The 26,649-nt window shown below is 64.3% G+C and carries 26 protein-coding genes; 8 read left to right on the forward strand and 18 right to left on the reverse strand.

Annotated features, from left to right (window positions below; translation table 11 throughout):
- Positions 1 to 120: 120 nt before the first annotated feature.
- From VGN93_RS21515 to VGN93_RS21540, 6 genes are all read right to left on the reverse strand, one after another.
- Positions 121 to 450 (reverse strand): L-rhamnose mutarotase, encoded by a 330-nt coding sequence (locus VGN93_RS21515; RefSeq protein WP_327509074.1) that lies wholly within the window; start codon positions 448 to 450, stop codon positions 121 to 123.
- A 3-nt stretch (positions 451 to 453) separates the two neighbouring features.
- Complete coding sequence (locus VGN93_RS21520) at positions 454 to 1,572, reverse strand: mandelate racemase/muconate lactonizing enzyme family protein (RefSeq protein ID WP_327509075.1); 1,119 nt, start codon at positions 1,570 to 1,572, stop codon at positions 454 to 456.
- Between the two features lies 1 nt (position 1,573).
- Entirely contained in the window at positions 1,574 to 2,671 is a 1,098-nt protein-coding gene (locus tag VGN93_RS21525) for a sn-glycerol-3-phosphate ABC transporter ATP-binding protein UgpC (protein ID WP_327509076.1), read from the reverse strand.
- Positions 2,672 to 2,674: 3 nt separating this feature from the next.
- Positions 2,675 to 3,541 (reverse strand): carbohydrate ABC transporter permease, encoded by an 867-nt coding sequence (locus VGN93_RS21530; protein WP_327509077.1) that lies wholly within the window; start codon positions 3,539 to 3,541, stop codon positions 2,675 to 2,677.
- 1 nt (position 3,542) lies between these two features.
- Positions 3,543 to 4,439 (reverse strand): sugar ABC transporter permease, encoded by an 897-nt coding sequence (locus VGN93_RS21535; protein ID WP_319314533.1) that lies wholly within the window; start codon positions 4,437 to 4,439, stop codon positions 3,543 to 3,545.
- A gap of 126 nt (positions 4,440 to 4,565) precedes the next feature.
- On the reverse strand, positions 4,566 to 5,876 hold the full coding sequence (locus tag VGN93_RS21540; protein WP_327509078.1) for a sugar ABC transporter substrate-binding protein: 1,311 nt from the start codon (positions 5,874 to 5,876) through the stop codon (positions 4,566 to 4,568).
- A gap of 158 nt (positions 5,877 to 6,034) precedes the next feature.
- On the opposite strand from VGN93_RS21540, the gene VGN93_RS21545 reads away from it, so the two are divergent.
- A complete protein-coding gene (locus VGN93_RS21545; protein WP_327509080.1) occupies positions 6,035 to 6,820 on the forward strand; it encodes an IclR family transcriptional regulator in 786 nt (261 codons plus the stop codon).
- A 63-nt stretch (positions 6,821 to 6,883) separates the two neighbouring features.
- Here the strand turns inward: VGN93_RS21545 and VGN93_RS21550 are convergent, their stop codons facing one another.
- On the reverse strand, positions 6,884 to 8,020 hold the full coding sequence (locus VGN93_RS21550; RefSeq protein ID WP_327509081.1) for an extracellular solute-binding protein: 1,137 nt from the start codon (positions 8,018 to 8,020) through the stop codon (positions 6,884 to 6,886).
- Entirely contained in the window at positions 8,020 to 9,174 is a 1,155-nt protein-coding gene (locus VGN93_RS21555; protein ID WP_327509082.1) for a CaiB/BaiF CoA-transferase family protein, read from the reverse strand. Before VGN93_RS21555 ends, VGN93_RS21550 begins: the two co-directional genes overlap by 1 nt.
- 237 nt (positions 9,175 to 9,411) lie before the next feature.
- On the opposite strand from VGN93_RS21555, the gene VGN93_RS21560 reads away from it, so the two are divergent.
- Positions 9,412 to 10,425 carry a zinc-binding alcohol dehydrogenase family protein gene (locus VGN93_RS21560; protein WP_327509083.1) on the forward strand — a complete coding sequence of 338 codons (1,014 nt, stop codon included), beginning with the start codon at positions 9,412 to 9,414 and terminating at the stop codon, positions 10,423 to 10,425.
- A 14-nt stretch (positions 10,426 to 10,439) separates the two neighbouring features.
- A complete protein-coding gene (locus VGN93_RS21565; protein WP_327509084.1) occupies positions 10,440 to 10,748 on the forward strand; it encodes a putative quinol monooxygenase in 309 nt (102 codons plus the stop codon).
- A gap of 3 nt (positions 10,749 to 10,751) precedes the next feature.
- Here VGN93_RS21565 and VGN93_RS21570 read toward each other — a convergent pair whose 3' ends face one another.
- Positions 10,752 to 11,648, reverse strand: a complete 897-nt coding sequence (locus VGN93_RS21570; protein WP_327509085.1) for a LysR family transcriptional regulator — start codon at positions 11,646 to 11,648, stop codon at positions 10,752 to 10,754.
- A 124-nt stretch (positions 11,649 to 11,772) separates the two neighbouring features.
- On the opposite strand from VGN93_RS21570, the gene VGN93_RS21575 reads away from it, so the two are divergent.
- Together VGN93_RS21575 and VGN93_RS21580 are read left to right on the forward strand one after the other, a co-directional pair.
- Complete coding sequence (locus VGN93_RS21575) at positions 11,773 to 12,876, forward strand: alkene reductase (protein ID WP_327509086.1); 1,104 nt, start codon at positions 11,773 to 11,775, stop codon at positions 12,874 to 12,876.
- Complete coding sequence (locus VGN93_RS21580; protein ID WP_327509087.1) at positions 12,873 to 13,211, forward strand: hypothetical protein; 339 nt, start codon at positions 12,873 to 12,875, stop codon at positions 13,209 to 13,211. Before VGN93_RS21575 ends, VGN93_RS21580 begins: the two co-directional genes overlap by 4 nt.
- Positions 13,212 to 13,224: 13 nt before the next feature.
- Here the strand turns inward: VGN93_RS21580 and VGN93_RS21585 are convergent, their stop codons facing one another.
- From VGN93_RS21585 to VGN93_RS21625, 9 genes are all read right to left on the reverse strand, one after another.
- Positions 13,225 to 15,882: a molybdopterin-dependent oxidoreductase gene (locus tag VGN93_RS21585; RefSeq protein ID WP_327509088.1), complete on the reverse strand. Its 2,658-nt coding sequence runs from the start codon at positions 15,880 to 15,882 to the stop codon at positions 13,225 to 13,227.
- 239 nt (positions 15,883 to 16,121) lie between these two features.
- Entirely contained in the window at positions 16,122 to 16,451 is a 330-nt protein-coding gene (gene nirD, locus VGN93_RS21590; RefSeq protein WP_327509089.1) for a nitrite reductase small subunit NirD, read from the reverse strand.
- 11 nt (positions 16,452 to 16,462) lie between these two features.
- Complete coding sequence (gene nirB, locus VGN93_RS21595; RefSeq protein WP_327509090.1) at positions 16,463 to 18,913, reverse strand: nitrite reductase large subunit NirB; 2,451 nt, start codon at positions 18,911 to 18,913, stop codon at positions 16,463 to 16,465.
- 15 nt (positions 18,914 to 18,928) lie between these two features.
- On the reverse strand, positions 18,929 to 20,155 hold the full coding sequence (locus tag VGN93_RS21600) for a nitrate/nitrite transporter (protein ID WP_327509091.1): 1,227 nt from the start codon (positions 20,153 to 20,155) through the stop codon (positions 18,929 to 18,931).
- Positions 20,156 to 20,478: 323 nt separating this feature from the next.
- Entirely contained in the window at positions 20,479 to 21,690 is a 1,212-nt protein-coding gene (locus VGN93_RS21605; protein WP_327509092.1) for a CmpA/NrtA family ABC transporter substrate-binding protein, read from the reverse strand.
- A complete protein-coding gene (locus VGN93_RS21610; RefSeq protein WP_256116546.1) occupies positions 21,687 to 22,289 on the reverse strand; it encodes an ANTAR domain-containing response regulator in 603 nt (200 codons plus the stop codon). The genes VGN93_RS21605 and VGN93_RS21610 overlap by 4 nt, the downstream gene beginning before the upstream one ends.
- 65 nt (positions 22,290 to 22,354) lie before the next feature.
- Positions 22,355 to 22,555 (reverse strand): hypothetical protein, encoded by a 201-nt coding sequence (locus tag VGN93_RS21615; RefSeq protein ID WP_327509093.1) that lies wholly within the window; start codon positions 22,553 to 22,555, stop codon positions 22,355 to 22,357.
- A 20-nt stretch (positions 22,556 to 22,575) separates the two neighbouring features.
- The gene (locus tag VGN93_RS21620) at positions 22,576 to 22,737 is read right to left on the reverse strand and encodes a hypothetical protein (RefSeq protein WP_319314498.1); all 162 of its coding nucleotides are present in this window, start codon (positions 22,735 to 22,737) and stop codon (positions 22,576 to 22,578) included.
- A gap of 71 nt (positions 22,738 to 22,808) precedes the next feature.
- On the reverse strand, positions 22,809 to 23,534 hold the full coding sequence (locus VGN93_RS21625; protein ID WP_319314496.1) for a GntR family transcriptional regulator: 726 nt from the start codon (positions 23,532 to 23,534) through the stop codon (positions 22,809 to 22,811).
- Positions 23,535 to 23,787: 253 nt separating this feature from the next.
- Between VGN93_RS21625 and VGN93_RS21630 the strand changes: the two genes are divergently transcribed.
- From VGN93_RS21630 to VGN93_RS21640, 3 genes are read left to right on the forward strand one after another with little or no spacing between them, the layout of a single operon-like run.
- Complete coding sequence (locus tag VGN93_RS21630; RefSeq protein WP_413818623.1) at positions 23,788 to 24,888, forward strand: ABC transporter ATP-binding protein; 1,101 nt, start codon at positions 23,788 to 23,790, stop codon at positions 24,886 to 24,888.
- Positions 24,889 to 24,890: 2 nt separating this feature from the next.
- A complete protein-coding gene (locus VGN93_RS21635) occupies positions 24,891 to 25,814 on the forward strand; it encodes an ABC transporter permease (protein WP_327509094.1) in 924 nt (307 codons plus the stop codon).
- Entirely contained in the window at positions 25,807 to 26,610 is an 804-nt protein-coding gene (locus VGN93_RS21640) for an ABC transporter permease (protein WP_319314492.1), read from the forward strand. Before VGN93_RS21635 ends, VGN93_RS21640 begins: the two co-directional genes overlap by 8 nt.
- The last annotated feature ends 39 nt before the right edge of the window (positions 26,611 to 26,649 follow it).

Raw genomic sequence — 26,649 nt, forward strand, 5'->3', positions numbered from 1 at the left:
GGCAAGACGCATGGGTATTGCTCGAACTGCAACGCCAAAGATGGGCGAGACGATGCTCCATCCCATCTCCCCCCTTGAGGGGGAGATGCCCGGCAGGGCAGAGGGGGGTGAACCACGACATTACGCATGAAAGAACACCTCTTCCATGCTCGCCCACCATTCCCCCTCTTTCCGCGTCTCAAGCGGCGCCTGACAGGGCATGCACACAGCCCACCATTCCTGGGTCTTCGGGTCCGCCGCCATCTTCGCCATGTCACCGGCATAGTCGTCACCGTGATATTCGAAGAAGGAGAACAGCAGGTTCTCCGGCTCCTTCAGGAAGATCGAATAGTTCTGGATGTTGCAGGCGGAAATCATCGCCAGCACGTCCGGCCAGACGGCGGCGTGCAGGCGCTTGTACTGTTCGATCTTCTCCGGCTTGACGCCGATCACCATGCCGATGCGCTGCATGTCTCAGGCTCCCTTGCGGATTTCGTGCTCGAACTCAGAGATCGACTGGCTGCGGATGGCATCCCAGTCCCAGTCGATGCCGAGGCCCGGAGTCATGGGTGCCAGCGCCATGCCGTTCTCTATTCTCAGGCGCGAGGTGGTAATATCGTCGAGCTGCGGGATGTATTCGACATATTTGCCGTTCTGCACCGCACAGGTCAGGCTGACATGCAGTTCCATCAGGAAATGCGGGCAGACCGGCATGTCGAAGGCTTCCGCCGCATGCGCCACCTTCAGCCAGGGCGTAATGCCGCCGATACGGCCGGCATCGACCTGCACGATGGAGCAGGCACCCTTCTGCATATATTCGCGGAAATGGCGGATGGAATAGAGCGATTCCCCGATAGCGATCGGCGTTGACGTCGACCGGTTGAGACGCACATGGCCGTCGATATCGTCGGCCGGCAACGGCTCCTCGATCCAGCCGAGATCGAGCTCGCGCAAGCGATCGGCCCGGCGGATCGCCTCGTCGACGGAAAAGCCCTGGTTGGCGTCGGTCATGATCTCGTAGCCATCGCCGACCGCCTTGCGCACGGCCGAAAGCCGCGCAAAATCCTCGGAACCGTGCGGCTTGCCGATCTTCACCTTGGAGCCGGTGAAGCCCTTCGCCTTCGCGTCAAGGGCATCCTCGACGAGCGCTTCCACCGGAATATGCAGCCACCCGCCTTCCGTCGTGTAGAGCGGGCAGCGGTCCTTCGCCCCGCCGGCGAGCTTCCACAGCGGCAGGTTCTGCTTTCGCGCGCGAAGGTCCCACAGCGCGGTGTCGATCGCGGCAAGCGCGATCGACGTGATCGCGCCGATCGTCGTGGCGTGGGTGGCGAATTCCAGCTCGTGCCAGATCGCCTCGATCTGGTCGGCGTCGCGGCCGATCAGGCGGGGCGCCAGGTGATCGGCGAGAAGCCGCATGACGGAGGAGCCGCCGGTGCCGATCGTGTAGCTGTAGCCCGTGCCCACCGCGCCATCGCTGTCGGTAATCGTGACGAGCGGCGTTTCCTGGCTCACGAAGCTCTGGATGGCGTCCGTGCGCTCGACCTTCGGGCGAAGGTCCACCATTTTCAGCTCAACGCGTTCGATCTTCGCCATGTCAGCCTCGCAATGTGTGGCCGCTGTCGCGGTCAAAGAGATGGGCTTGCGACAGGTCGAAGCAGAACGGCAGCGTTTCGCCCGGCGTCAGCCGTCGCGGGTTCAGCATGCGGCCGACCCATTCGGCGCCGCCGAAATCCGCGAAGACCAGCGTCTCGTTGCCGAGCGGCTCGGTGAGGATGACGCGCAGATCCTGGTCATGCACATCGGCATCTTCCCCGGAATGAAGGCCATGGCCGGCGGGGTAGAGATCGTCCGGGCGCAGGCCGAAGGTCACCTTCTGGCCGGCCGTCACACGCTCCCTGAAGCGCGCCGGCAGCGGCAGGCGGTCGCCGTTTTCGAAGACGAGCTGGCCGTCCGCCACCTCGGCATCCTTGAGGTTCATCGGCGGCGAGCCGATGAATCCGGCGACGAATTTCGATTGCGGACGCTGGAAAACATCCTCCGGCGTACCGACCTGCTCGATATAGCCGTCGCGCATGATGACGATGCGGTCGGCAAGCGTCATCGCCTCCACCTGGTCGTGCGTGACGTAGATGACCGTCGACTGGACCTTGGCATGCAGCTTCTTGATCTCGACGCGCATCTGCGTGCGCAGCTTCGCATCGAGGTTCGACAGCGGCTCGTCGAAGAGAAAGACTTCCGGATTGCGCACGATGGCGCGGCCCATGGCGACGCGCTGGCGCTGGCCGCCGGAGAGCTGCGACGGGCGGCGGTCGAGCAGGTGTGTGAGGTCGAGCGTCTTGGCCGCCTCTTCCACCTGCGGCGCGATCTCCTCCGGCTTCTGCCCGGCGATCTTCAGCGAGAAACCCATGTTCTCGCGCACCGTCATGTGCGGATAAAGCGCGTAGGACTGGAAGACCATGGCGAGGTTGCGCGCGCGCGGCGGCAGGTCGTTGACGATCTTGCCGCCGATCCTGAGGTTGCCGCCGGAGATCGGCTCCAGGCCCGCGATCATGCGCAGCGTAGTGGACTTGCCGCATCCGGACGGGCCGACCAGCGCGATGAACTCGCGGTCCGCCACTTCCAGATCGATGCCATGGACCACTTCGACCGCGCCGTAGCGCTTGACCAGCTTTTCGAGGGAAACGGTTGCCATGGATTATCCTTTGACTGCGCCGGAGGTGAGGCCGGAAACCAGATGCTTCTGCACGATGAAGGTCAGCACGAGGGCGGGGATGATCATGATCACCGCCAGCGCGCACATGCCGCGCCAGTCGATGGTGAACTCCGCCGTATAGTCGAGCAGGCCGACTGGCAGGGTCTTGGAGTTGACGGAACGGGTGAGCTGCGAGGCCAGCGCGAACTCGTTCCAAGAGGTTAGGAAGGCGAAGATGCCGGCGGACGCGATGCCGGGGCCGGCGAGCGGAAACTCCACCTGCCAGAAGGCCTGCCAGCGCGTGCAGCCGTCGATCTGCGCGGCCTCCGCCAGATCCTTCGGCACCTGCCGGAAGAAGCCGTCGATCAGCCAGATGGTGAAGGGTACATTGAGCGCCACATAGGCCATGATCAGCCCGAAATGCGTATCGATGATGCCGAGCTTCGAATAGACGAAGAACAGCGGCAGCGAGAGCGCGATACCGGGCACGGTGCGCGTCAGCATCAGGCCGAGGAAGATCGACGACTTCGCCTTGAAGCGGAAGCGCGCGAAGGCGTAGCCGCCGGCCATGCCGATGGCGAGCGCGATCGCCGTCGAAGTAACGGAGATGATCAGCGAATTGCGGAAATATTCGATGACCGGAATGCCGCCCTGCCCCACGCCGGAGAACATCGCGACATAGGCATCGAGCGACAGATCCTGCGGGATCCAGACCGGCGGTTTCGCCATGATCTCGACCGTCGGCCGGAACGAGGCGAGCACGATCCAGAGACCCGGCAGGCAGATGACGGTCATGGCCAGGAAGAGCCCGATCTTGTGCGTGATGGACAGAAGGATGCCGTTGATACGGGCTTTTGCATTCTCGTTCATCTTACCACTCCGCACCGATCTGGGTCCGCGCCGCCGCAAGCTTCCGGAAGAAGTAGACGGTGAAGAGGATGGACAGCAGTATCGCGACATAGGACATGGCATTGGCAAGACCCATGCGCGCGTCTGCATAGGCGGTGCGCGAGATCAGCGTCCAGAGCAGTTCCGTGCGCTTGGCAGGTCCCCCGTCCGTCATGATCTTCACGATGTCATAGGCGCGCGCGACGTCGAGCGAGCGGATCGTCATGGCGATATAGGCAAAGGGCATGATGAAGGGCCAGGTGACGTAGCGGAATGTCTGCCAGGGCGTGCAGCCATCGACGCGCGCGGCCTCGATCGGCTCCTTCGGCATGGCGAGCAGGCCGGCGAGGATGAGGATGGCGAAGACGGAGGTCGACGACCAGACTTCGGCAATCAGGATCGCCGTGAAGGCGAGCGTGCCGTCGATCAGCCACGGGATCGCCTGATCCGTCAGCCCGAGCGATTGCAGGGCGTTGTTCACCAGGCCGATATTGTCATTGAACATGAACTTGAACTGGAAGCCGACGAGGATCGGCGAGAACATCATCGGGAACATCATGATGGTGCGCAGCACGCGCTGGCCGCGCGTCGCCTTCTCCACCAGCATCGCAAGGCCGAGGCCGAGCAGCATCTCGACATTGAGCGCGACGGTCAAAAGCAGTACGGTGCGGCCGAATGCCGTCCAGAACTCCAGGTCCGTCAGGATACGCGCATAGTTGCGGAAGCCGACGAAGGTATAGAGCGAGGCCGGCTGCGTCAGCCTAAACGGCGTGAAGCTCGAATAGAGCGACAGGATCAGCGGGACGATGACGACGGCTGCCAGCACCAGAATGGCGGGCAGCAGAAGCAGAAACGGTGCCGGTGGCCTCCAGCCTTTCATATCGGCTTCTCCAGTCTTCACGAATGCAGGGAAAACCCGCCTGCCGGAACTGGCGGCGTTCTCTCGTTTTCCGAAATGTCATTAGGGGTGGCAAGTGGCGCCGCAAGGCGGCGCCACTGGATGAGCTCAGAGCGCGCCGGCGTCTTCGAGGATCTGCGTCGCCTTTTCGGCGGCGGCGTCCAGCGCTTCCTTGGAGGTCTTGTCGCCGAGAATGGCGGCCTGAAGCTCCGGATAGACGGCGTTGGAGATTTCGATCCACGATGCCGTCTGCGGCACCGCGAAGGCGTTCTTCGCGGCCTCCTGGAAGGCGGTCAGCACTTCCTTGCGGTACGGGTCGCTTTCGGCCTGCTTGATGTTGAAATCCCAGACGGCCGTGCGCGTCGGCAGCGGACCGGCGGAGGATTCCAGCTTCTGGCTGTCCTCGTTGGTGAGGAACCAGACGAGCGAGGCGGCGGCTTCCTTGTTGGCGCAGCTTTCCGTGACCGAGAAGCCGTGGTGGCCGGACCAGCCGGTGCGCTTGCCGGAGGAACCCGCCGGCTGCACCTTCACGCCGACATTGCCGGCGACCTTGGACGACTTCGGGTCGTTGAAGAAGCTCGCCCAGCCAGGCCAGTCGAGGTTGACGGCGATGGTGCCCGAGGCAAAGCCCTGGCCGAGGTCGTCCCAGAGATAGTTGGTCGTGCCGGCCGGCACGGCCTTCGCCTTGTAGAGGTTCACGAACCAGTCGAGCGCACGCACGCCGGCTTCCGAGTTGAAGGCAGGCTTGCCGTCGGCATCGAGATATTCGCCGCCTTCGGCCACCAGCATTTCATAGAAGCGGCCGTTGATCGCCTCTTCCTTGCCGGCATATTGCGTGCCGTAGAAATCCGGCGGATTGGAGAAGAAGGTCGCCTGGTCGGTGACCTGCTGCCAGGTGTCCGGCGGGGTCAGGTCGTAGCCGTATTTCTCCTTGAACGCCGCCTTCTTGGCGTCGTCCTGGTAGAGGCTCTTCTGGTAGTAGAGCGCCGAGACGTCGAACTGCGCGCGCGGCAGCATCACCAGCTTGCCGCCGAGCGTCGAGGAGGAAATGTTGGCCGGCACGAAGGCGTCGATCTCCTCCTTCGGCAGCAGGGCCGAAAGATCGGTATAGATATCCGGATATTGCGGGGCGAAGGACGAATGGTTCGAGCCGACGCACCAGGTGATGTTGCCGGTCGCGATGTCCGACTTGATCTCCTTGTCCAGCTCGAAATGGTTCTTCTTCGAAAGCACGTTCACCTTGGCGCCCGTCGCCTTTTCCCATTCGGCGATGCGCGCATAGAGCGCCTCATACTGCTGCCCGCCGATGAGCTTCGCATCGACGGTGACGCCTTCGAATTTTCCCGGCAGATCGGCGGCGAGCGCAGACCCCGCGCACATCAACGCGCCGACCGCGACGCCGGCTAGAAATCTCGACATGTTCTCCTCCCATGTGGCTTTCGCCAGCCCTCACCAATAAGAGCTTCATTCATATACAAACCAATTATTCATTCATCGTCAAGCGGAAAACCGGTTTTCGGCATTGCCATGAAGTGTTTCTGCGTATATGAATTTATTCATTCACTAGGGGATTTCAGGTGTCGGAAGAGGAAAACGATCGCTACCGGGCGCCGGCGCTCGACAAGGGCCTCGATATCCTGGAACTGCTCGCCGGCGTCGATGGCGGCCTGACCCAGGCGGAAATCGCCAAGCGGCTCGACCGCAGCCCGAACGAATTCTACCGCATGCTCGACCGCCTCGTGAAACGCGGCTACGTCACGCGCATCGATGGCGACCGCTTCTCGCTGACGCTGAAACTCTTCGGCCTCGCGCAGCTCCACGCCCCGGTGCGCCGCCTCGTGTCCTTCGCCGTGCCGCTGATGCGCGAGCTTGCGGAGGCCTCGCGCCAGGCCAACCAGCTCGTCGTTTTCGACCGCGGCAATCCGGTCGTCATCGCCCAGCAGGAAGCGCCGGGTTACTGGGGCATTTCCATCCGCGTCGGCTCGCGCATCGGCCTGTTCGATACGGGTTCCGGCCATATACTGCTCGCCTTCCGTCCCGGCGTGGAACGCGAGCGCATGATCGCCGAACATGTCGGCGATGGCGGCACGGACGGGCGCGTGACGCCCGAATTCCTGGCGCGGCTCGATCTCATCCGCACCCGCGGCTACGAGATGATGCCGAGCGCCCAGACGGCCGGCGTCATGAACCTCTCGGCCCCCGTGCTCGGCGCGGACGGCACCGCGATCGCGGCCCTCACCGTGCCCTATATCACGCTGATCAACGCACCGGCGCCCGACATTTCCACCACCATCCAGCTCATCAGCGAGACGACGACGAAGCTCTCCGAAATGACCGGTGCGGACTTCAAGCCGGGCGATTGAGCCAATTCATATATAAATTCGATGGCGGCTTGGGCGGTATTTCGAGTCGAGATACAGCCCCTTCTACCGGAAACTCCTTACGAAGAGATCGTTGAGATCGGCAATGGCTTTTGCTGCCGGCTCCGCGCCCGTCACAGCCTGGTTGATGCGCTGCGAGGCCGCCTCCTGGAACGGCATGTAGCCGTCATGGCGCGGTCGCAGCCAGGCGCCTTCCAGCGTCCTGCGGGTGTTTTTGTAGAAGCCGAGCGTTGCGGCATTGGCCGCCTCGTCCTCCCAGCCCGCGGCATGGCCGGGTTGGCCGCCGGAGCGCCAGTAGCGATCGGCCTGCACCGCCCCGGCCGCAATCCAGTAGGCGAAATCGATAGCCGCCTCGCGGTTCTCCGAGAATGCCGAGACGGCAATGCCCGTGCCTCCGAGCGCCGACCCGACCGGCCCATTTGCGCCGGCAACCGGCATGTCGGCAAAGGCGATGCGGTTTGCGCGAAACCCTTCGAGGGAATAGCTGACATAACCGTAAATCAGCGGCGAGAGGCTGTAGCGCGCGCCGTCCTCGCCCATCAGATCCAGCACGGCGATCGGGTCCATGCCCGTGCAGGCGGGATCGACGCGTGCGGCCAGTTCGCGGATCATCTCGATCGCCTGGATGCCGGTCTCGGCATCGACGAACGGCCGGTCCCGCTCTACCGAGCACGGCCGGCCGAGATTGCCGCACAGCGTGAACAGGCACATCAGCGAATGCGGCGGACGCAGCGGCAACAGCACCTCGCCGGCTTTCGTAAGGTCGAGGACGTCCGCCCAGGTCGTCGGCGGCGTGTCGAGCCGGTCCGGCCGGAAGGCCAGCACCTGCGTCGCCGCGTCGATCGGGAAGGCCCATTGGCGGCCCTGCCAGTTGTAGCTCGGAAAGGATCTGCCGACGGAACCCTTGGCAAGCGCCGTGAAGGCGGCCTCCCGGCCCGGTCCGTCCAGCGGCGCAAGGCAGTTTTCCGCGGTAATCTGGCCGACATGCGGGTGGTCGATGACGATGAGATCGTAGCGGCGCGCCAGCTCCTCGACGGGAAAGCTCTCGAAATCCTGCAGCGATCGCTTGTCCCATTCGATCGCCACGCCGGTCTTCTGCAACCAATCTTCCGAGCAGGCCACCATCGGATCATAGCCGCGCGGATGGCTCCAGGTCATGCCCTTCAGGGTAACGCCGCCCATCAGGCGAACTCCGCCCGGATGCGGCCGGTATGCTCGCCGACCCGCGGCGCCGCTTGCCCGCCGAGCGGCCGGCGGCCATCGACACGCACGGGGCAGCGGGTCGTGCCGATCGAGACGTCGTCCTCGCGGGTGACCGTCTGCAACATATCGAGCATGCGGAAGCCGTCGCTCGCCAGCAGTTCCGGCCATTCCAGCACCTTGGAGCACCAGATGTCGGCGGGTTCGAGGATGGACAGCCAATGATCGACGGTGTCGGTCGCGATCTTCTCGGCGATGATGCGCTTGATCGCGTCGCGCGCCGTGAACCAGGCCTTGCTGTCGTCGCGATAGGCCGCAAGCGCCTCGATCTGCAAGAGATCCTGCAACCGGCCGACCGGCGTCATGGCGATCGCCAGGTAACCGTCCCTGGCCGGATAGACGCCGTAGGGCGCAGAAAGATAGGCATGCGCGCTGCGAAAGCCCGAGCGTTTCGGCTTGCGGCCGCCGTCGTTAAGGTGGGTGGTCAGCACCTCGAACTGGAAATCGACCAGGCTTTCGAGCAGGCTGGTCTGGATATGGGTACCATTGCCGGAAATGCCGCGCCGCACAAGGCCGGCGAGAATGCCCTGGCAGGCATTGGCGCCGGCGAGCATGTCGGCGACCGCCAGGCCGAAGGGCACCGGCCCCTGTTCCTCGTCGCCGTTCAGCCACATCAGGCCCGAGCGCGCCTGCGCCAACAGATCCTGCCCCGGCCGCATCACCCAGGGGCCGTCCTCGCCGTAGCCGCTGATCGAGGCATAGACGATGGCCGGGTTGATCGCCTTCACCGCCGCGTAATCCAGACCGAGGCGCTCGATGACACCCGGCCGGAAATTCTGGATGAGCACGTCGGCCTTGCCGATCAGCTTGCGCAGGAAAGCGAGATCGTCCGGGTTCTTGAGGTCGATGCCGAGGCTCTCCTTGCCGCGGTTGATGGCGTGGAACAGCGTCGAATCGCCGCCGACCTCGGTGTCGCTGAGATAGAGCCGGCGCGACAGGTCGCCGCCGTCCGGCCGCTCGATCTTGATGACGCGGGCGCCGAGATCCAGCAGCCGCAGCGAACAATAGGGGCCGGAGAGAAACTGGCTCATATCGATCACGGTCAGACCGGCGAGCAATCCGGTTTCGTCCTGCATGAAGGCTCCTCCCTGCGAAGCCCCGCAAGGCCCCGAAGAATTCTTATTTGAATTACTACTTCATATATGAGAATTTCGCGCCCGCTTGTCAACGCCGAAGGCCCCGCGCAGGATGGCGGGAAGACAACTTCGAAAAATTCGAATTATCATTTTGGATTTCGGCAAATTATCAGGGCATGCCGTATGGTCCTATCTTCACCCCATACGAACCGACTTTCGCACATTCAGGAGATTGAAATGCGTGCCATTGGCTACCAGACCCCGCAACCGATCGACGCCACGACCGCCCTCGTCGATTTCGACCTGCCGCGGCCCGAGCCGCAGGGCCGCGATATCCTCGTCGAGGTGAAGGCCGTCTCGGTCAATCCGGTCGACACCAAGATCCGCGCTTCCGCCAAGCCGGAGCCGGGCGAGTGGAAGGTGCTCGGCTGGGATGCCGCCGGCGTCGTCACCGCCGTCGGCCCGGAGGCCAGCCTGTTCAAGCCGGGCGACGCGGTCTTCTACGCCGGCGCGATCAACCGGTCCGGCACCAACGCGGAATTCCATCTCGTCGATGAGCGCATCGTCGGCAAGAAGCCGGCCTCGACCGATTTCGCCGCCGCCGCCGCCCTGCCGCTGACCTCGATCACCGCCTGGGAAATGCTGTTCGACCGGCTGGAGGTGACCCGCCCGGTTGCGGGCGCGGCTAACGCCATCCTCATCATCGGCGGCGCCGGCGGCGTCGGTTCGATCGCCATCCAGATCGCCCGCGCGCTGACGGACCTGACGGTGATCGCCACCGCCTCCCGGCCGGAAACCCAGGACTGGGTGAAGTCGCTCGGCGCCCACCATGTCGTCGACCATCGCCAGCCGCTGGCCGCTCAGGTCGCGGCGCTCGGCATCGGCCAGCCCGCCTTCGTCTTCTCCGCAACCAATACGGACGACCATCTTGCCGACATCGTCGAGCTGATCGCGCCGCAGGGCCGGTTCGGCCTCATCGACGACCCGAAGGCGCTGAACGCGATGCCGCTGAAGCGCAAGTCGATCTCGCTGCATTGGGAGCTGATGTTCACCCGCTCGCTGTTCAACACGGCCGATATCGAAAAGCAGCACGACCTTCTCAACCGCATCAGCGAACTGGTCGATGCCGGCAAGATCAAGTCGACGCTCGCCGACCATTTCGGCGTCATCAATGCGGAGAACCTCAAGCGCGCCCATGCACTGATCGAGTCCGGCAAGGCCAAGGGCAAGATCGTGCTCGAAGGCTTCTGAGCAAGGACATCATCATGACGACACCAGCCGAAAAACTCATCGCCATCGCCGTCCTGAAGGCAAAACCCGGCAAGCGGGAGGCGCTGCGCGAGGGCCTGCTCGCGCTCATCGAGCCGACCCGTGCGGAACCCGGAAATCTCGACTACGTGCTCTTCGAACTGCGTGAAGAGCCCGGCACCTTCTATATGCGCGAGGCCTTCGCAAGCCAGGCGGCGCTGGATGAGCATATCGCCGCGGACTATTTCCAGGCCTTCGCCGCGACGATCGACGACCTGCTTGCCGAGCCGCTGCGCCTGATCTTCCTCGACCAGGTCTCCGCCTGACGACTACCCGCCGCGGCCCGGTGAAAGGGCCGCGGCGATGCGCTCGATCAGCAGGCGCACGCGCCGCGGCTGGACGGCGCTCGGCGGATAGACGATCTGCAACGCCGTGCTGCCGGCGGAAAAGTCCCCAAGCAGCTCCACCAGCGCACCCGAAGCGAGATCGGCATCGACGTCGCGGATCGATTTGAGCGCGACGCCCAGCCCCGCCTTGCACCATTGGCGCACCAACCCGCCGTCATTCACCACGCGCCGCCCATGCACGGTGACCTTGCGCACGATCCCATCGATGACGAAGGACCATTCGCGGTCGATGTTCTGGCCGAAGCGCATGACGATGCATTCATGGTTTTCGAGCTCGTCCGGATGCTGCGGCGTGCCGTGCCTTTCCAGATAGGCGGGCGAGGCGCAGACGATGCGGCGGTTGTCGCCGAGCGGTTTCGCCCTGAGGCTGCTGTCGGCCAAAACACCATGACGGATGGCGAAATCCATGCCCTGCCCGACGAGATCGACATAACCATCCGTCAGGTTGAGATCGATCGTGACCGCGGGGTGCTCGGCCAGGAAGGCATCGATGACGGGCACCAGCAGGCGGCGGCCGAGATCTTCCGGGGCGCTCAGCCGGATGGGGCCGGAAATCACGTCCGCGCCGCGCCGCACCCGGCTTTCCAGCTCCTCCGCCTCAGCCAGCAGCCGCCGGGCGCCCTCGACGAGCGCCCGCCCCTCCTCCGTCAGGCTGATGGCGCGCGTCGTGCGGGTGAGCAGCGTCGCCCCGTAATAGGCCTCCAGCGCGGCGAGACGCTCCGAAACGGTCGCGGGTGACAGCCCGACCTCGCGACCGGCGACGGCAAGGCCGCCTTTCTCGACGATGCGCAGGAAGAGGGAGAGGTTTTCAAGCAGCATTGATCGGCTTTTCCGAATTATGATTTCCGGATCAAAGCAATTATCGGGAGTTTCCGCAAGCGGTACTGTCTCCTTCGAACCATAGCGGCCGGGACTATCCGCCGCCCGAACATCGAGGACGACCATGACCGCTTCGCTTTTCCAACCCGTATCGCTTGGCGCAATCGCCCTGCCGCACCGCATCGCCATGGCGCCGATGACCCGTGCGCGCAGCACGCAGCCGGGCAATGTGCCGAACGAGATGATGGCGCGCTACTATGCGCAGCGCGCCTCCGCCGCCGTCATCATCAGCGAGGCGACGCAGATTTCGCCGCAGGGCCAGGGTTATTCCTTTACGCCCGGCATCCATTCGGAAGACCAGGTCGCGGGCTGGCGGCTCGTCACGGATGCGGTGCACGCGGCCGGCGGGCGCATGGTGCTCCAGCTCTGGCATGTCGGCCGCATGAGCCATGCGCGTTTCCATGCGGATGGCCTGCCGGTCGCCCCGTCGGCGCTTTCGCCGGAGGCCAAGGTCTGGATCGTCGATCCCGCGACGGGTGAAGGCGGTCTTGCCGATAGCCCGGTGCCGCGGGCGCTGACGGTGGGGGAAATCGGCGCGGTCGTCGGCGACTTCCGCAAGGCCGCCGCCAATGCGATGAAGGCCGGCTTCGACGGGGTCGAGATCCATGGCGCGAACGGCTATCTGGTCGACCAGTTCCTGCGCCGCTCGGCAAACCAGCGCACGGACGATTACGGCGGTAGCCAGGAGAACCGCATCCGCTTCCTCGTCGAAGTCGCGCAAGCCGTCGCCGCCGAGGCAGGTGCGGCGCGCACCGGTATTCGCCTGTCGCCGTTCATCACCCAGCGCGGCATGGTCGATGACGAGATCGTGCCGACGACGCTGAAGGCGGCGCGCGAACTCGACCGTCTGGGCCTCGCCTATATCCATCTCGCAGAAGCCGACTGGGACGATGCCCCAGTCACTCCCGTCTCCTTCCGCCGTGACCTTCGGGAGGCGTTTTCCGGCAAGATCATCGTCGCCGGCAAATACGATCCGCAGCGGGCGGAGGCGATCCTGTCCGAAGGGCTCGCGGATGTCGTCGCCTTCGGTCGTCCGTTCATCGCCAATCCCGACCTGCCGCGCCGCTACCGCGAAGACCTGCCGCTGGCCGCCTTCGATCCGGCGACGCTGTTTGGCGGCAACAATGACGGTTACGCGACCTACCCGGCCTGGAGCGCCGCCGCATGACGCCGCTCTCCGCGAAGGAGCAGGCGGCGGCGCGGGCAAACGACAGGATCGGCACGGTGCTGGTGCTCGATCAGCCCGGCATGCGCATCTGGCACCTGCGGCTCCAGCCGGGCGAAAGCCTTGCCGCCCACCGGCATGACCGGCCATATGTCTGGACGGTGCTGACGGACGGTACGGGACGCTCGCGCTATGGCGACGGGCGCGTCGTCGATGTGAGCTATGTCGCGGGCGACACCCGCCACTTTGCCGACCTGACGCCGCAAACCGCCTTCGTGCACGACCTCACCAACACGGGCACGACGGAACTCGTCTTCGTGACTGTCGAGTTCGGCTGAAGCGCCTGCGCCTTCATTCCGCGGCGGCAGCAAGACATCCCTCGACGATGCCGCGGATTTCGCCGCGGCAGGAGCCGCAATTGGTTCCGGCTTTGAGCGCCTTGCCCACCGCCTCGACGCTGCGGCAGCCGCCACGCACCGCGCCGACGATCTGGTTGACGCCGACGCCGAAGCAGGAGCAGACGGTGGCGCCGGGATCCGGCTTGTCGGCGCCCGGCCGGCCGGCGACGAGGGCGAAGCGTTTGCGCAGGTCGGCGTGTTCGGCAGTCAGCTGCGCGACCGCCCAGGTGCGCGCAACCGCGACCGGCTCGCGCGCCAGGAAGACGGCGGCGAGAAGGCGCGGGCCGTCGAAGAAGGCGAGCCTCGTCTCGCCGGTTCGCTGGTCGGCATAACCGAGCGGGTCGATGGCATCGGGGATGTCGAAGGTGCGGCGGCACCAGGCGCTCCAGTCTTCCACAGCATCCATGAAGGCAAGCTCGAGCCGCCAGCCGCCATCGGCCTTGGCGAGCGCCCAGTAGCCGGCGTCGAGGTTTTCCGGCTTTGCCAGCGACACCGCAAAACCATAACAGGCAACCTTGAGGGCGCGCGCGGCGACGGCGACGTTTTTGGAGGCCGGCTGGCCAGAGATCCGGTCCGTCAGCGGCGGCACGAGGGTATCGATGCGGGCCTTGGCCGCAAACTTGTCGTTCCAGTGCATCGGCACGAAAACGCTGCCGCGGGCCTGGCGATCGGTGACGAGTGCACGCACGACGGCCCTGCCTCCGGGGCTTTCGATCTCAACGAGACCGGCCGGGACGACGCCGAGCTCCAGCGCGTCACGCGGATGAAGTTCCGCGAAGGGCTCGGCGATATGGGCGGAAAGGCGCGCACTTTTCCCGGTGCGCGTCATGGTGTGCCACTGGTCGCGGATGCGGCCGGTGTTCAGCGTGAAGGGATAGGCGGCACTGGTGCGATCGCAGGCGACCGGCTCGACCGGCACGAAACGGGCCTTGCGATCCGGATGATAGAACCCGCCCTTGGCAAAGAAACGGCTCTCCGCCCGCTCGCGGCCGGCCGGCTGCGGCCATTGGAAGGGGGAAAGCGCGTGATAGGCTTGCCGGTCGATGCCGGCATGGGCGCCGATATCGAAATCGCGGCGGCCATCGTTCTCGAAAGCCGAAAGTGCTGCGTGCTCCGCGAAAATCTGCGCAGGCGTTTCGAAGGCGAAGGCATCGGCGAAACCCATGCGCCGGGCGACTTCGGCAAGCTGCCACCAGTCGGCCCGCGCGGCACCGGGTACATCGAGAAAAGCCCGCTGGCGGGAAATGCGGCGCTCGGAGCTGGTGACCGTACCGCTCTTCTCCCCCCAGCCGAGCGAGGGCAAAAGCACATGGGCGTGACGCGCGGTGTCCGTGTCTTTCTGAATGTCGGAGACCACGACGAACGGACAGACCTTTAGCGCGGCTTCGACCGCGTCGGCATCCGGCATCGAGACGACCGGGTTCGTCGCCATGATCCACAGCGCCTTGACGCGGCCGTCGCCCACCGCCTGAAACAGGTCCACGGCCTTCAATCCCGGCTTTCCGGCGATCACCGGCGATTGCCAGAAGTGCTGCACCCGGTCGCGGTCCTCCGCGCTTTCGAGCGCCATATGGGCGGCGAGCATATTGGCAAGCCCGCCGACCTCGCGACCGCCCATGGCATTCGGCTGGCCGGTCAGCGAGAACGGCCCCATGCCCGGCCGGCCGATGCGGCCGGTGGCGAGATGGCAGTTGAGGATGGCATTGACCTTGTCGGTGCCGGACGACGACTGGTTGACGCCCTGGCTGTAGCAGGTCACCACCTTTTCGGTCGTCGTGAACAGGCGGTAGAATTCGCGCAACTGCATGGCCGGCAGGCCGGTCTGCTCCAGCACGTCGGCGAAGGAGACGGCGGAAGCCGCCAGAAAGGCTTCAGCAAAGCCGTTCGTATGCGCCGCGACATAATTCTGGTCGATCGCATTGTTCGAAACGAGGTGGGAGAAGAGACCGACGAACAGCGCGACATCCGTATCGGGCCGGATCGCCAGATGCAGGTCGGCAATATCGGCCGTCATGGTACGGCGCGGATCGATGACCACCACCCGCATGCCCGGCCGGCGGACCTTGGCCGCGGCAAGCCGCTGGTAGAGGACCGGGTGGCACCAGGCGAGGTTCGAGCCGGTGAGGATCACCAGGTCGGCGAGCTCCAGGTCCTCGTAGTTTCCCGGCACCGTATCGGAGCCGAAGGCGCGGCGGTGGCCGGCGACGGAGGAGGACATGCAGAGTCGCGAATTGGTGTCGATATTGGCGGAGCCGATAAACCCCTTCATCAGCTTGTTGGCGACGTAATAGTCCTCGGTCAGGAGCTGGCCGGAGACGTAGAAGGCGACGGAGTCCGGGCCGTGTTCGGCGATCGTCTTCGCGAACTTCTCGGCGACGCGGTCGAGCGCCGCGTCCCAGGTGGATCGCCGGCCGCCGATCTCGGGATGCAGAATGCGGCCGTCGAGATCGATCGTCTCGGCGAGCGCCGAGCCCTTCGAGCAGAGCCGGCCATAGTTCGACGGGTGATCGGGATCCCCCTTGACGGAAACGGCGCCGTCCTCGTCGACACGGGCGACGACCCCGCAGCCGACGCCGCAATAGGGGCAGGTCGTTTTCGTTTCAACCGGCATGGGCGGCTCCCGTCACGACGGGGCGACGGCATGCCTTGGCACCCCCCTCTGTCCTGCCGGACATCTCCCCCTCAAGGGGGCAGATCACCCCGGAGCGGGCGCCTTGCTTCACATCACTTTCGCAGGTCGAATTCCTCGACGCCCATTGGGGAAGCGCGCCCGCGCTCCATCCAATCTCCCCCCTTGAGGGGGAGATGTCCGGCAGGACAGAGGGGGGTACTCTTGTCTGCATCACAAGCCTACTCCGCCGCCATCATCAGGCTTTCGAGCGCGACGAACAGAGCACCGTCCTCGTTGCGCAGTTGAAGGGTCTTCACCGCCCCCTCGTCCGCACCGAGCGCCTTGCCGGTCTCCAGCGAGATCACCCAGTTGTGCAGCGGGCAGGTCACCGATTTGGCATGCACGATGCCCTGCGACAGCGGTCCACCCTTGTGCGGGCAATGGTCCTCGATGGCGAAAACCTCGTTTTCCGCGGTGCGGAAGACGGCGATCTTGCCTTGCGGCGTCTTCACGCAGCGTGCGCCGCGCAGGGGAATGTCGGCTATAGTCCCGATGGAAAACCAGGTCATGTCCACGCCCCTCATTCCGCGGCCTCGCCGTAGCCGATGGTCGCCATCGGCCTGAATTCGTGTTTGTCCTTGCCGGAGACGCGCTCCGACCACGGATCGATCTGAGCGAACTTTTGGCTGAAGACGAAGCGCTCGTAATAGGCCCGGCGCTTCACCGCATCGCCCATGATCTGACGGCGGATTTCGTCCAGGCCGACGCGCTTGGCCCATTTGTAGATGCGCTCGAGATAGCGCGCCTGCTCGCGATACATCTGCGTCAGCGCCACGATATGCTCCAGCGCCTCGTCCTCGGTCTTGACGAGGCCGAGAACCTCCGTGCCCTTGATGTCGAGGCCGGCAGCACCGGCGAAATGGATCTCGAAGCCGCTATCGACACAGATCACGCCGATGTCCTTGCAGGTCGCCTCCGCGCAGTTGCGCGGACAGCCGGAGACGGCGAGCTTCAGCTTGGCCGGTGTCCAGGAGCCCCACATGAACTTTTCGATGCGGATGCCGAGCCCGGTGGAATCCTGCGTGCCGAAGCGGCACCAGTCGGAGCCGACGCAGGTTTTTACGGTGCGCAACCCTTTCGCGTAAGCTTGCCCTGAGATGAAGCCGGCCTTGCCGAGATCGGCCCAGACGGCGGGCAGATCCTCCTTCTCGATGCCGAGCAGGTCGATGCGCTGGCCGCCCGTCACCTTGACCAGCGGGATTTCGAACTTGTCGACCACATCGGCGATGGCGCGCAATTCGCCCGCATTGGTAACGCCGCCCCACATGCGCGGCACGACGGAATAGGTGCCATCCTTCTGGATATTGGCGTGCACGCGTTCGTTGATGAAGCGCGACTGGTAGTCGTCGGCATAGTCGCCCGGCCAGTCGCAGACGAGATAGTAGTTGAGCGCCGGACGGCACTTGGCGCAGCCGCAGGAAGTCTTCCATTCCAGTTCCTGCATGACGGCGGGAATGGTCTTCAGCCCCTTCGCCTTGATCAGGCGGCGCACGTCGTCATGGCCGAGATCGGTGCAGCCGCACATCGGCTGAACCGCGGCGGGGTTGTAGCTGTCGCCGAGCGTCAGCGTCATCAGCTGTTCGACGAGGCCGGTGCAGGAGCCGCAGGAGGCGGACGCCTTGGTGTGGGCGCGCACGTCGTCGAGCGAGGTCAGGCCCTTGTCGGTGATGGTCGAGACGATCCGGCCCTTGCAGACGCCGTTGCAGCCGCAGATTTCCGCATCATCCGGCAAGGCTGCAACGGCCGCCATAGGGTCCAGCGGAGCGCCCCCCTGGTAGGCCTGGCCGAAGATCAGCGTCTCGCGCATCTCGGAGATGTCGGTCGCCTTCTTCTTGAGATCGTTGAACCAGGCGCCGTCCGCCGTCTCGCCGTAGAGCACCGTGCCGATGATGCGGTTGTCCTTCAGCACGAGCCGCTTGTAGACGCCGGCGGAAGCGTCACGCAGCACGATCTCCTCCCGGTCGTCGCCATCGGCGAAATCGCCGAGCGAGAAGAGTTCGATGCCGGTGACCTTGAGCTTGGTCGGCGTATCGGAATGCACGAAGGCGGCGGAACGCTCGCCGGCAAGATGCGAGGCGGCGACGCGCGCCATTTCATAAAGCGGCGCGACGAGGCCATAGACCTGGCCCGCCACTTCCGCGCATTCGCCGAGCGCCAGAATGCTGCCGTCCGAGGTCTGCATGCCGTGATCGACGACGATGCCGCGATTGACGGCAAGGCCGGCCTCCTTGGCAAGCCCGACGCTCGGGCGGATGCCGACGGCCATGACGACCAGCGTCGCGGGAATGATGCGGCCGTCCTCCAGCTCGATGCCCTCGACCCTGCCGTTTCCGACGATGGCCTTGGTGTTCGCCTTGCAGACGACCTTGATGCCGCGCCCTTCGAGCTCCCTTTGCAGGAGATAACCGGCGGCGGGGTCGAGCTGGCGGTCCATAAGGGTCGGCATGACGTGCAGCACGGTGACGTCCATGCCGCGCCCGGCAAGGCCGGCGGCCGCTTCCAGGCCGAGCAGGCCGCCACCGATGACCACCGCCTTCTCGCGCGACTGGGCGGCGAGCAGCATGGCCTGCACGTCGTCGAGGTCGCGATAGGTGATGACGCCGGGCAGGTTGTTGCCGGGCACGGGGATGATGAAGGGCACCGAGCCGGTGGCGATCACCAGCTTGTCGTAGCTTTCCGTCACGCCGTGATCCGAGGTGACCGTCTTGGCATCACGGTCGATCGCGACGATGCGGTGGCCCTTGTAGAGCGTGATGCCGTGTTTGATGTACCAGCCGTCGCCGTGGATGATGATCTGTTCGTAGTCCTTCTCGCCGGAGAGCACCGGCGAGAGCATGATGCGGTCGTAATTGACGCGCGGCTCGGCGTTGAAGATGGTCACCTGGTACTGGCCGGGCACCTTTTCCAGCAGGTGCTCCAGCATGCGGCCCGGCGCCATGCCATTGCCGACGATGACGAGTTTCTCGGTCATGGTGTTTCCTAACAATTACGCAGCGATGGCGGAGGCGGAGGGGCGCTCCATCTGGCGGATGGAGAGGTGCATCCAGATCAGCGAGACGGCGACGACGGCGAAGAGCAGCAGGAAACAGCTCGACCACAGGCCCGTCGCGTCCTTGAGCAGGCCGAAGGCGATGGGCAGCACGAAGCCGCCGAGCCCGCCGACCATGCCGACGACGCCGCCGACCGCGCCGACGCCATCGGGGTAATAGGCCGGGATATGCTTGTAGACGGCAGCCTTGCCGAGGCTCATGACGAAGCCGAGCACGAAGACGGTGACGATGAAGACCGCGGGGGAAACGCCGGCCGGCAGCGATAGAACGAGCGTCGCGACCGCCGAGACGCCGAACATCCAGTACATGACGCTGCGCGCACCCTTGCGATCGGACAGCATGCCGCCGAGGGCACGAAAAATGCTACCGGGAATGGAATAGGCGGCGGCGACCATGCCGGCCGTGGCGATGTCGAAGCCATAGACGCCGACGAGGTAGCGCGGCAGCCAGAGCGACAGCGCGACGAAGCCGCCGAAGGCGAAGAAATAGTAGAGCGAGAAGCGCCAGACACGGGCATTCTTCAACGGCGCGAATTCCTGCGCGAGGCTGCGCTTCGGCGCCTTGCCGTCGCGGCGGCTCTGGAAGGCCGGGTCGTCGCTGGTGGTGAACCAGAAGAGGCAGGCCGTGAGGATCAGCGCCGCGGCCCAGAGTTCGGCGACCATCTGCCAGCCGGCGGCGACGAGCACCAGGGGGGCGAGGAATTTGGTCAGCGCCGCACCGACATTGCCCGCGCCGAAAATGCCGAGCACCGTGCCCTGCTTTTCCGCCGGGAAGAAGGGCGAGACATAGGCGACGCCCACGGCAAAGGAGCCGCCGGCAAGGCCCACGCCGAGGCCGGCGAGCAGCATCTGCGGGAAGGTGGTGGCGTGGGAGAGCATCAGCGTGGACAGGGCCGCCGCCAGCATGGTCAGCGTATAGACCAGGCGGCCGCCATAACGCGGCGTCCAGACGCCGAGCACGATGCGCACCAGCGAGCCGGTGAGGATGGGCGTGCCGACGAGAAGGCCGAACTGGGCCTCGGAGAGCCCGAGGTCATCCTTGATGCGGATGCCGATGATCGCGAAGATCGTCCAGACGGCGAAACAGATGGTGAAGGCGAAGGTGGACATCCACAGGGCAACTGCCGGTTCGCCGGCGGAAAGAGGCTGCTTGGTCTCGGACATGGCTTCTCCGTGGCCCGACAAGGTCGTGCCGCTCCAATCTTGGGGTTGAAAAACAAAAAAGCCGCTGGCCAGATTTCCTCGCGTCGCACGGACAAGCGTGTGCGCGGAGAAACCTGATCAGCGGCTTTGCTGGTGGCGCCCGTCGTTGGACGCCGATATCGTGGCCCGAGGGCCTATGAGAAGAAAAGCAAGCAGCGTGCCAGTTTTCTTAACCTATTGATTTTCAAAGGAATCCTGAAAATCCGAAGCGCAACACACCGCGCAACGTGTCCACTCCGTGCAAACAGGAAGCCACTTTTTGTGCAGTGCGCATAAAATAAGCGCTATCGGGATTGCGCCGCGATATAGTCGTCCACGGCATCCGGATCGAAACGCCCGCCATCGAAGAAGCCGTCCGGCCCGAGCGTCAGCGCACCGGACGAGCCGACCGGCGTTTCCACCGTCAATGCTCCTTCCACCTTGGAACTGGCCGACGGCATCGCAATGCCGAGCCCGTTCAGCGCAGCCCGATATAGATCGGGCCGATAGGTTTCCGCGGCGATTTTCTGGCGTTCGGCCGTGTGCTTGACCTGATCCCACCGGACCATCTGGGTGTAGAACCACAGGGCATGGCTTTTCCACGGGAAGGTCGCGGCCTTGGCATTCGGAACGAAAAAGTCCCTGACGCTCTGCACCGCACCACCGCCGACCGGAAGCTCGCCGCTCAGCGCCGGCAGCAGCAGCGCGGCGTCCCGCCCGACATAGGCGGGTTTTGCCAGCAGCTGCGCCAGATCCTCGCGGTTTTCCGGCCTGGCGCACCACAGGGACGCTTCGTAGAGCGCCACGAGCAGGGCGGCCATCGCGTCGGGATGGCTTTCGCCCCAGCGGGCATTGACGCCCAGCACTTTTTCCGGGCTCGAGCGCCAGATCGCGGCCTTGACGGTGGCGAGATGCCCGCCGCGTTTCATGACCCCAAATGTGTTCCAAGGCTCGCCGGCGCAATAGCCGTCGATGGCGCCTTGGGCGAGCGCATCGCCCATGTCCGGCGGCGGCAGCACGACGATCTCGATGTCGCGGTCCGGATCGATGCCGCTGGCCGCCAGCCAGTAGCGCAGCTCGTAATTATGCCCCGAATAGGGATGCACGACGCCGAAGCGCAGCGGCTCGCCTTTCCGATCGTCGATGACCTTGCGCAGCGCAGTGCCGTTGGCGCGCGCGTCGAGATCGGCGCGCGCCCCTTCCCCCGCCATCGCCTGCCACAGCGCGGCCGAGACGGTGACGGCATTGCCGCCAAGCCCCAGCGCCATCGGCACGATCATCTCGGGCGCCGGCGCGCTGAGGCCGAGATTGCAGGCGATCGGCATGGGGCCGAGGATATGCGCAACGTCGAACTGGCGAACGGCAAGGCGGTCGCGAATGCTCGCCCAGGAGCGTTCGCGAACCAGAGTAAGGTCGATCGACTGCGCATCGGCAAAACCCTTTTCCCGGGCGACGACGAGCAGCGCGCTGTCGAGCAGCGGCACGAAGCCGGCGGTGATGGCGTGGCGCATCGTCATTCCTTGGCTCCCGGATCGAGCAGGCTGGCCGCCGTGATGAGGCTTTGGGCGATCTCGACGATCTTGCGGTTCTGGTTCATCGCCGTGCGGCGCAGCAGCGCATAGGCTTCTTCTTCCGAAAGCCCGCGCGAGCGCATCAACAACCCCTTGGCGCGATCGATCGCCTTGCGGTTCTCCAGCTCGCCGCGCGTCTCCTCCAGTTCCCGGCTGAGGCGGGAAAAGGCATTGAAGCGGCTGATCGCCATTTTCAGGATCGGCCGCACGCGCTCCTGCTTCAGTCCATCGACAATATAGGCGGAGACGCCCGCCTCCACCGCCGCCTCGATGGAGGCCTCGTCCGACTTGTCGACGAACATGGCGATGGGACGCTTCACCGCGCGGGAAAGCTGGAAGATGCTCTCCAGCATGTCGCGGTTGGGGTTTTCGAGATCGATGACGATGACGTCCGGATTGAGATCGGCGATGCGCCGCGCCAGCCCGTGCATCACGTCGATGACGGTGACCTGGTCATAACCCGAATCCCGCAGGCCCTCCTCGATGATGGCGGCGCGAATCCGGTTCTCGTCGATGACCAGTACGTTCAGTCCGCTTGCTTTCATGCCGCCACCGCATTGAGGTCGCATGCCAGATGCGCCATGCGGGCGACGAAATCAAGCGGAACGGCTCAATCCTCCGGAACGGAATGAAAGCCCGACGGCAGGGCAAAGCCCGTACCCGATGGCGGCTCCGGGGCAGCGGGCGCCGGTGTTCGCGGGATCATGGCATGGGCGGCGAGCACGGAGCGGATCGCGACGGGGCGATAGTGCCGAACCAGATCCGGCGCCTCCTCCGTCTTTCCCTTCCCCTTGTCGGCATCCCCGGACATCGTTTTCCTCCTACGGCTACTCAGAGAGCCTGCGGCGCGAGGAACTGGTAATAGGCCCAGACGAGCGCGATCACGGCGATGACGGCGAGCCAGATCAGGCCCTTTTTCGGCTTCGGCGCCTTGGGCTTGTTCTCCGGCTCCGGCTTCCGGCGTTCGAATTTCAGGACATTGTTGTCGTTCAAGGCGGCCTCCGACGCACGGGCATAACAAATCGCGCAGAGATTTACCGGCGATTGGCCCCGAGCGGCAAGCGTTAGAGCGTAAATGTTCCCGTCTTTCGGTCGCGAGACCCATCGGCACGTTCTTCCAGGGCAGCGATCCGTTCGAAATGGCTGCGCCCGAGATGGCCGGCGCCGTCACGGATATCGGCGGCGATGGCGACCTTCAGGGCTTCCGCATCCTGCTTGACGATGGCGCAAAGCGCCTCGGCGTGCCGGTCGACCTGGTAGGTCTCCGACAGCGTCTCGCCCGCCCGGCGCATGAAGGGGCCGAGGCGCAGCCAGAGGGATTCGATCAGCGGCAGCAGCACGGTGCCCGGCCGCGCCTCGTAGAGGCAGCGGTGAAAGTCGAAGTTCGCCTCCACCAGCCGCCCGAAATTCCCGATGGCCAGCGCCTGGTCGGCCTGCTGGTCGAAGGCCCGCATGCGGGCGAGCCGCGTCTCGTCGATGAACGGCATGGCCCGCTCGGCGGCGCGGGTTTCGAGCGCAACGCGCGCCTCCATCACCTCCTCGAAACGCTGCGGATCGAGGTCCGGCACGCGCACGCGGCGATTGTCGAGCAGCTCCAGCGCGCCATCGGCGACGAGGCGGTGCAGGGCCTCGCGCACCGGCATGGCGCTGACGCCGAGCGTCTCGGCAAGGCCATTGATGGTGACCGGGTCGCCCGGCTCGAACTGCCCCGTCATGATGCCCCGCCTGAGCACGCGGTAGACCCACTGCTTGGCGGATTCGGACGTCTCTCGACTGGCTGCAACCAACATGCTCAAATCCTCCCGTCTGTAGACCCGGTCTACGCCGGCTATCGTCTCAGGGCTGAATTCCGTGGTCTTTGCACGCTGGGCGGATAAATTCCCAAAGCACAAAATGGCCCTTTACAGATTTGATCAAATTATGGTTTGTTGTGATCATAAGCAAGACAAGCCTATCACATAAGAGCCGCGATCGACGGCCGGACGAGAGGACAGTCGGCGGATCGGGCAAAGCTCGGACACGCCGCCGAAAAACGGGGAACCGATGACTGAGACCCGAACGACCGGCGCCCATGGCGGCGCCATTGGTATGCATGGCATCAAGAAATGGTTCGGCAACTTCCAGGCCGTCGACGACGTTTCGCTGGAAATCCGCTCGAATGAATTCTTCACCCTTCTCGGCCCGTCCGGCTGCGGAAAGACCACCCTCCTTCGCATGATCGCCGGTTTCGAACTGCCCACCGAGGGGAAGGTCCTGCTCGACGGGACGGACATTTCCCGCCTGCCGCCGAACCAGCGGCCGGTCAACACGGTCTTCCAGAACTACGCCCTCTTCCCGCACCTGACGGTGGCCGAAAACATCGGTTTCGGCCTGAAGATGCTGGGCAAGCCGAAGTCGGAAATCGACTCGGTCGTGGGCGACATGCTGAAGCTCGTGCATCTCGACGGGCGCGGCAACAACCCGGTCACCCAGCTTTCCGGCGGCCAGCAGCAGCGCGTGGCGCTCGCGCGCGCCCTTGCACCGCGGCCGAAGGTGCTGCTGCTCGACGAGCCGCTCTCCGCCCTCGATCTCAAACTGCGTAAATCCATGCAGGTGGAACTGAAGCGGCTCCAGACCGAAACCGGCATCACCTTCGTCTTCGTCACCCATGACCAGGAAGAAGCGCTCACCATGTCCGACCGCATCGCCGTCATGTCGACGGGCACGGTGCGCCAGATCGGCTCGCCCTGGGACATCTACGACCGCCCCTCCGAACGCTTCGTCGCCGACTTCATCGGCGAGACGAATTTCCTGGAGGCCGACGTCGTTTCGGTTTCCGGAGACAAGGCTCGCGTGCGGCTCTCCTCGGGAACCGAAATCTTGGCGACCTTTCCGGCGGACATTGTTCCGAGCGGCAAGGTCACCGTGGTCGTTCGTCCGGAACATGCCCAGGTCAATGCCCCGTCACCCGCTTCGGCCTTGCGCGGCACCGTCCATGAGATCGTCTATCTCGGCACCGATACGCATTTTCACATCCATCTTGAAGACGGTGTCGCCTTCATGGTCCGTCAGCAAAATGCCCGCAGCGGTCCTTGTGGTTTTTCCAAGAACGAAATGGTCGGTATCAACCTCAGCGACGACGTCGCCCAGATTCTGAGGGACTGACGATGAGCGGCGCTCAGGAGGCCGCTATCGCGGCTCAGAAAAAGGATATTCGCTCCCGCTGGCTGCTTAGCGCACCCGCGCTCGTCATCATCTTCTTTGCAGCTGTCGGGCCGCTGTTCGTCATGCTGCTTTATTCCTTCATGACGAAGGGCGATTATGGCGACGTCAGGCTCGGCGAATTCTCGCTCGATGGCTGGGTGTCGGTCTTCTTTCAGCGCGATATATTCGACGACACGCTAGGACTTGCGCAAGCGCATTTGTCGATCATCTGGCGCTCGCTTCAGTTGTCGTTCTTCACGACGGTCCTCACTGTGATCCTCGGTTTTCCAACGGCCTATTTCATTGCGACCCGCCCACCGCATACCCGTGAGATTTGGGTCTTCCTGGTCACGATACCGTTCTGGACCAACCTTCTCATCCGGACCTTCGCGATGCAGCAGGTCATTCGCAATGAGGGGCTTTTGAACAACGCCCTCATTTGGCTGGGCGTGATTAAAACCCCGCTACAGATCATGTACACCGACACGGCCAACCTCCTCGGCATGACCTATGTCTACCTGCCGCTCATGGTGCTGCCGCTCTACGCCTCGATCGAGAAGCTCGACTTCAGGCTGGTGGAGGCAGGATACGATCTTTATGCTACCCGCTTTCAAGTCTTGCGCCGTATCGTGATCCCGCTGGTAAAACCCGGGATCATCGCCGGGTCGATCCTCGTCTTTATTCCGTCGCTCGGCGCCTACGTCATTCCGCGCGTCCTGGGTGGGGGGAAGAACATGATGCTCGGCAACCTGATCGAAATGCAGTTCGGGTCGGGCCGCAACTGGCCGCTTGGCGCTGCGATGTCGATCACCCTGATGGCTCTGGTGATGGTTGCGCTGATCTTCTATGTCCGCAACGCCTCACGCGGAGGAGCGAATCATGTTTAAATCGCGCTTCGACATCCGTGCCCAGCCCGGCTTCGGGCTTATCACTCTGTTCACGTTCTTCGCACTCTATCTTCCGATCGCCGCGCTGGTCGCCTACTCCTTCAATGGTGCGGAATCCCTGTCTCAGTGGGGCGGGTTCTCGTCGCGCTGGTTCGTTGCTGCCTGGCAGAACACGGCCGTACAGGATGCTGCAATGCGTTCTATCACCATCGCGGTCTGGGCGGCCCTTCTCGCGACGGTCGCAGCCACCATGGCGGCGCTGGCGACGACACGAACGCAACCCTATCGCGGCTTGACCTTCAAGTACGCCATCATCAACCAGCCCCTCATGGTGCCGGAAATCGTCACGGCCGTCGCCCTGCTCATCGTCTTCTCGCGGATCAAGGTCTGGACCGGCTACTCGGGCCTCGGCTACCTGATCCTTGCGCACACTGCCTTCTGCATCCCCTTCGCCTATCTGCCAATTCGTGCCCGGCTCGAAAGCATGGATCTGACGCTCGAGCGGGCGGCGGCCGACCTCTATGCCACGAGCTGGATGACCTTTCGGCATGTGACTTTGCCCTTGCTTCGCCCGGCGATTATTGCAGGTTTCATGCTGGCATTCGTCATTTCACTCGACGACGTCGTGATTACGGAGTTCGTGAAGTCCGGCGGGCAGGACACGTTGCCCACCTATATGCTGGGGCAGTTGCGGCGCGAGACTACGCCGGAGATCAACGCCATCGCCACGGTTTTCCTCGCGCTTTCTACGGCACTCGTCGTGATCTTCTTCTTCATCAACCGACGAAAACAGTGATTATCTCGAAAACAAACGACAGAGAGGAACAGAGAATGA

Source organism: Shinella sp. (genome assembly GCF_035998705.1).
GTDB lineage: Bacteria > Pseudomonadota > Alphaproteobacteria > Rhizobiales > Rhizobiaceae > Shinella.

Coding starts and splice junctions, on each gene's coding strand:
- VGN93_RS21600 (WP_327509091.1), bottom strand. CDS start 20,155: ATGTCCGAGACCAAGCAGCCTCTTTCCGCCGGCGAACCGGCAGTTGCC.
- VGN93_RS21640 (WP_319314492.1), top strand. CDS start 25,807: ATGTTTAAATCGCGCTTCGACATCCGTGCCCAGCCCGGCTTCGGGCTT.
- VGN93_RS21615 (WP_327509093.1), bottom strand. CDS start 22,555: ATGTCCGGGGATGCCGACAAGGGGAAGGGAAAGACGGAGGAGGCGCCG.
- VGN93_RS21575 (WP_327509086.1), top strand. CDS start 11,773: ATGACCGCTTCGCTTTTCCAACCCGTATCGCTTGGCGCAATCGCCCTG.
- VGN93_RS21625 (WP_319314496.1), bottom strand. CDS start 23,534: ATGTTGGTTGCAGCCAGTCGAGAGACGTCCGAATCCGCCAAGCAGTGG.
- VGN93_RS21565 (WP_327509084.1), top strand. CDS start 10,440: ATGACGACACCAGCCGAAAAACTCATCGCCATCGCCGTCCTGAAGGCA.
- VGN93_RS21555 (WP_327509082.1), bottom strand. CDS start 9,174: ATGCAGGACGAAACCGGATTGCTCGCCGGTCTGACCGTGATCGATATG.
- VGN93_RS21520 (WP_327509075.1), bottom strand. CDS start 1,572: ATGGCGAAGATCGAACGCGTTGAGCTGAAAATGGTGGACCTTCGCCCG.
- VGN93_RS21535 (WP_319314533.1), bottom strand. CDS start 4,439: ATGAAAGGCTGGAGGCCACCGGCACCGTTTCTGCTTCTGCTGCCCGCC.
- VGN93_RS21540 (WP_327509078.1), bottom strand. CDS start 5,876: ATGTCGAGATTTCTAGCCGGCGTCGCGGTCGGCGCGTTGATGTGCGCG.
- VGN93_RS21550 (WP_327509081.1), bottom strand. CDS start 8,020: ATGGGCGGCGTTACCCTGAAGGGCATGACCTGGAGCCATCCGCGCGGC.
- VGN93_RS21530 (WP_327509077.1), bottom strand. CDS start 3,541: ATGAACGAGAATGCAAAAGCCCGTATCAACGGCATCCTTCTGTCCATC.
- VGN93_RS21570 (WP_327509085.1), bottom strand. CDS start 11,648: ATGCTGCTTGAAAACCTCTCCCTCTTCCTGCGCATCGTCGAGAAAGGC.
- VGN93_RS21560 (WP_327509083.1), top strand. CDS start 9,412: ATGCGTGCCATTGGCTACCAGACCCCGCAACCGATCGACGCCACGACC.
- VGN93_RS21580 (WP_327509087.1), top strand. CDS start 12,873: ATGACGCCGCTCTCCGCGAAGGAGCAGGCGGCGGCGCGGGCAAACGAC.
- VGN93_RS21635 (WP_327509094.1), top strand. CDS start 24,891: ATGAGCGGCGCTCAGGAGGCCGCTATCGCGGCTCAGAAAAAGGATATT.
- VGN93_RS21630 (WP_413818623.1), top strand. CDS start 23,788: ATGACTGAGACCCGAACGACCGGCGCCCATGGCGGCGCCATTGGTATG.
- VGN93_RS21525 (WP_327509076.1), bottom strand. CDS start 2,671: ATGGCAACCGTTTCCCTCGAAAAGCTGGTCAAGCGCTACGGCGCGGTC.
- nirD (WP_327509089.1), bottom strand. CDS start 16,451: ATGACCTGGTTTTCCATCGGGACTATAGCCGACATTCCCCTGCGCGGC.
- VGN93_RS21585 (WP_327509088.1), bottom strand. CDS start 15,882: ATGCCGGTTGAAACGAAAACGACCTGCCCCTATTGCGGCGTCGGCTGC.
- VGN93_RS21515 (WP_327509074.1), bottom strand. CDS start 450: ATGCAGCGCATCGGCATGGTGATCGGCGTCAAGCCGGAGAAGATCGAA.
- nirB (WP_327509090.1), bottom strand. CDS start 18,913: ATGACCGAGAAACTCGTCATCGTCGGCAATGGCATGGCGCCGGGCCGC.
- VGN93_RS21605 (WP_327509092.1), bottom strand. CDS start 21,690: ATGACGATGCGCCACGCCATCACCGCCGGCTTCGTGCCGCTGCTCGAC.
- VGN93_RS21610 (WP_256116546.1), bottom strand. CDS start 22,289: ATGAAAGCAAGCGGACTGAACGTACTGGTCATCGACGAGAACCGGATT.